Source organism: Kitasatospora sp. NPDC091257 (assembly GCF_044757675.1).
GTDB classification, from domain to species: Bacteria; Actinomycetota; Actinomycetes; order Streptomycetales; family Streptomycetaceae; genus Kitasatospora; species Kitasatospora lactacystinica.
This window is the reverse complement of record NZ_JBIVVI010000859.1, coordinates 1-4,062: the sequence shown is the minus strand read 5'-3', so window position 1 is coordinate 4,062 and position 4,062 is coordinate 1. Positions and strand designations below refer to the sequence as shown.

General features: G+C 74.3%; 2 protein-coding genes and 1 pseudogene. 1 reads left to right on the top strand and 2 read right to left on the bottom strand.

Annotated elements, in window-relative coordinates; genetic code table 11:
- A pseudogene (locus ACIQOV_RS30920) lies at positions 1–806 on the bottom strand (hypothetical protein); the annotation flags it as partial.
- Positions 807–1,099: 293 nt separating this feature from the next.
- Here ACIQOV_RS30920 and ACIQOV_RS30915 point away from each other — a divergent pair.
- Positions 1,100–2,470, top strand: a complete 1,371-nt coding sequence (locus ACIQOV_RS30915) for an NUDIX domain-containing protein (RefSeq protein WP_401053933.1) — start codon at positions 1,100–1,102, stop codon at positions 2,468–2,470.
- A gap of 87 nt (positions 2,471–2,557) precedes the next feature.
- Here the strand turns inward: ACIQOV_RS30915 and ACIQOV_RS30910 are convergent, their stop codons facing one another.
- Positions 2,558–4,000 (bottom strand): MFS transporter, encoded by a 1,443-nt coding sequence (locus ACIQOV_RS30910; RefSeq protein ID WP_401053931.1) that lies wholly within the window; start codon positions 3,998–4,000, stop codon positions 2,558–2,560.
- Positions 4,001–4,062 lie beyond the last annotated feature (62 nt).

Genomic DNA, 4,062 nt, shown 5'->3' with positions numbered 1-4,062 from the left:
CAGATCAGCGCGTCGCTCCCGAACGTCACGATCAAGCCCTTCCTGTCGCAGACCGCCAGCCGCCCCGTGGGCAGGGCGATCCCGGTCACCGTTGTCACCGGTTCGATGACGAGCGGCTGCGGCCGGTGCCGATGGGTGAACACGGCCCCGGGAGTGAACAGCTCGTCGAGCCGGGGCGCGGTCGCCGGCGCCGGCGGTCGCCAGCCGAAGGGCTCCGCGGCGCGACCGGCCGGCGTCGGTGCGATGTCCGAGGTCTCCTGGGCGATCTCGAAGGGGCCCGGCAGCCCGAACAGGGGTTCCGCCAACAGGCTTTCCCAGCAGCCGAATTCCGGTACCGGCAGCCACCACCGCTCACGCGGCAGGTCGACCAGGGTGCGCGTCGTTCCGCCGCCGCGTCCGCGCGGGTAACGGCCCTCGCTGTTCTTCCCGTCCGGGTACAGATCGACCGTCCGCCTCAGGGCCTTGTCCGAGAGCTCGGGGAGGTCCTCCTCCTCGTACTGCCATTCGGCCAGGTGGCGCAGGAACAGCCGCTCCGGCTCCAGCCTGCGCAGGTCGGCTTCGAACACCCGGCGGCCCGAGCCGTCGAACCGCCAGAGGCCCAGGTAGTGGCCGGCCCAGGCGACGTGCAGCACCGCGACGGGCAGCTCCTGCCCGGGGGCGGCGAGCACGACGGCGTACGGCTCGCCCGCCGCGTCCCGGCGGGCTGCCTCCGCCCGGGGGATCGGACGGACCGTCGAACGGTTCGAGGAGTCCCACCCGTCGCCGTAGACCGCTTCGACGAGCACGTCGCTGTGCACCTCGGTCATCCCTGCCTTCCATCGAGCCGTCTGCTGTGCGGTTCCACCCTAGAGACCGGGTCCGACAGGTCCGACGGCCGGTCCGCCGATGCCCGCTTCGAGGTCGAGCACCCGTACGGCGTCCCGCCCCCGATCCGGGTCCACTTGCGAGCCGCATTCGAACAGCACCATCATCGGGACGCCTGGAACCGCCCACGAGCCATTCCTGAACCCGCCCTCCCAGGAGCAGACTTGACTGTCGAACCCCCCTGACCGGCAGTACTGCGCACCCGCCCACCACCTTGCAGCGAGGAGCCCTTCCGGTGATCGACTTCAATGTGCTGACCGACCTGGCCCGCCGCGAGGGCGTCCAGCGGATCGGCGTCGGCGTGGTGGTCCGCGACGCCTCCGGCCGGATCCTGATGATCCGCCGGGCCGCGCACGGTGTCCTGCCCGGCCGGTGGGAGTACCCGGGCGGCGGCCGGGCGGGCGACGAGGCGGTGGAGGCCGGCGCGGCGCGGCAGCTGGCCGAGGAGACCGGGCTCGCCGGCCTGTCACTGGAGTACGCGCGGCACCTGGACCTCACCGACCGGCGCGGCCTGCGCGTGCGCCAGTACGTCTTCACCACGGTCGTGCCGGACGGCACCGCGATCCTCCTCTCGCCCGGCCACGACGACCACCGGTGGGCCGCCCCCGACCGGCTGCCGCCGACGAGCGACGGGCAGCGCACCGTGATCGAATGGCTCACCGGCCGCCTGGCCCTGCCCGGCTGGCGGCCGGTCGGCGGCTACCTCACCACCATCGCCCGGCCCGGCTCGTACGGCTGTTTCCTCGTCACCGATCCACAGGGGCGCGTCCTCGGGCTGCGCTCCACCGTCGACCCCGGTGTGTGGAACTTCCCCGGCGGCAACGTCGAGCACGGCGAGACACCGTTCACCACCGCCCTGCGCGAGGCCCGGGAGGAACTGGGCCTCGACCTCGCCACGGAGAACCCGCAGGTGCTTCGGCGGCGCCTGGTCGCCGTCGTCCACGAGCAGGCCGGCAGCCTGCTCCCCGTCCCCGCCTGCGGCTACGTCTTCGACGGCGGCGTCCTCACCGCCGAGCAGCAGGCCCGGATCCGCCTCGACCCCGCCGAGCACACCGAATGGCGCTTCGAGACCGCCCACGACTGGCACGACCACATGGGCCCGGACCGCTACCGGCGGCTCCTGCAAGCCCTGCGCGCCCACCGCAGCGGCACCCCGCTCTACCTTGAACGCCCGTCCCCGGCCGACGACTTCGAGGGCGTCATGGTCCTGGTCACCGACCCGGCCGGGCGGCTGCTGATGCACCACCGCGACGACAAGCCCGGCATCGCCTGGCCCGGCTACTGGACCCCGATCGGCGGGTGGCGCGAGGCCGACGAGACCCCCGAGGAGAACGCCGCCCGCGAGGTCCGCGAGGAGGCCGGAATCACCATCACACGGATGCGGCCGGTGCCCGGCCCCCAGCACGAGCTCGTCTCCCCGCTCGTCCGCGTCCTGCACGCCGCCTGGGACGGCCCCGACAGCGACCTGCGGCTCGGCGACGAGGGCCTGGCCGTCCGCATGGTCCCCTTCGACGAGGTCCTCGACCTCAAGGTCCCGCCCTACATGCAGCACTACCTGCCACTGCTCGCCGCGGCGGCCGACCACCCGGCCGGCAGCACCTCGTGATCCGGCCCGAACCCACCGGCCGCCCAGCCGACCACCCGGTACCCCGCGCAACCGGCGCGGACCCGCTGACGCCGCATCACGGGTCCGTCACCGGTCGCGGGGCCGGCCTCCGCGCAGACGGCGGGAGGAGGCACGGTCCGCGGGCAGGAGGAACGCGGCCGCGAGGCCGAGCAGGGCGACCGCGGCGCTCGCGGCCCAGGCGTTGGTGTAGGCGTGCGGGCTGCTGTGCTGCGCGTCCAGGACCGCGGCCGTGACCGCCGAACCGACCGCGGTACCGAGACTGACGAGGAGTTCGAACAGGCCGGAGCCGGCCGCGGTCTCCTCGGTGCGTACGGCGTCGACGATGAGGATGCGGGTGGCTCCGGAGATCAGACCCGCTCCGCTGCCGGCGAGGCCGAGGGCCACGGTGAGGTCGGCCGCCTGGGAGTGGCGCAGCAGCAGGGCGACGGCTCCCAGGGCGACGAGGACGGCGCCGAGGACGGTGACCCGACGGTGGCCGATCGCCTGTCCGAGCCTGCTGGTGCAGGCGCTGAAGAGGGTCATGCCGCAGAGGGCGGGCAGGAGGACCAGCCCCACGGCGGAGGTGGGCAGGGCCAGTGCGGTGGGCTGGGTGAGGTAGGTCGAGTAGGACACCTGCCCGCCGAAGACGACGTAGTGGACGCTGCAGCCCACCGCGAAGACCGGCAGCAGCCGGGGCCGCAGCAGCCGGCGGACGTCGATCAGCGGGGCGGGGCTGCGCAGTTGTGTCCGGAACCAGGCCCCGAGCAGGAGCGTTCCGGCCGCGATGCTGCCGAGCGTCGCGGGGCTGCGCCAGCCCCAGGCCGCGCCTTCCTGGAGGGCGAGCACGATCAGGACCAGCGCCGCGGCCAGCAGCAGGGCGGCGGGCCAGTCGACGCGGGCGTCCCGCGCCGGCGGCCGGTCGGCGGCGGCCGGCGTGCGGAGCAGCAGGAGAAGGCCGGCGAGTGTGCCCGCGGCCGGGACCCACAGCACGGCGCCGGTGCCCGCGGCGCGCAGGAGCAGGGAGGAACAGGCGCTGCCCAGGAGGACGCCGAGCATCAGTGCGGCCGACAGATGGGCGACGGCCTTGCGGGTGCTCCGGATTCCGTGGCGGTGCCGGACCAGACCGGTCATCAGGGGCAGGAAGGCGGCCAGGCAGCCCTGCAGGACCCGGCCGGCCAGGAGGAGCGGGTAGTCGGGGGCGATCGCGATCAGTGCGGCGCCCGCGGCGACGGCGGCCGTGGTCGCGCGCAGGACCCGCCGGTGTCCGTGCCGTTGGGCGAGTGCGGTGAGCAGCGGGGTGGCCAGTGCCGCGGTGAGTGCGGGGCCGGTGACCGTCCACGCCAGTGCTGTCACGCCGACGTGGTAGCGGTCGCCGAGGGTGTGGAAGAGGGGGGTGAAGTAGCTCTGCTGGAAGCCGGCGAACATCGTGATCAGGAGCAGGGCGGCGAGGGTCCGGCGAAGGCCCCGCGGGTCGGTGCCGTCGTCGGCCGCGGCCTCGACGGTGGCGGCGGGCAGCGGTGGCGCGGTCATCCGACCGGGGCCGTCGCGTCGGGGGTGTGGTGGCGTCTGGTCATGCAGTCCTCCGTGGGTGG

Excerpts from the sequence above, each read along its gene's own strand:
- ACIQOV_RS30910 (WP_401053931.1), bottom strand. The coding sequence starts at position 4,000 with ATGACCGCGCCACCGCTGCCCGCCGCCACCGTCGAGGCCGCGGCCGAC.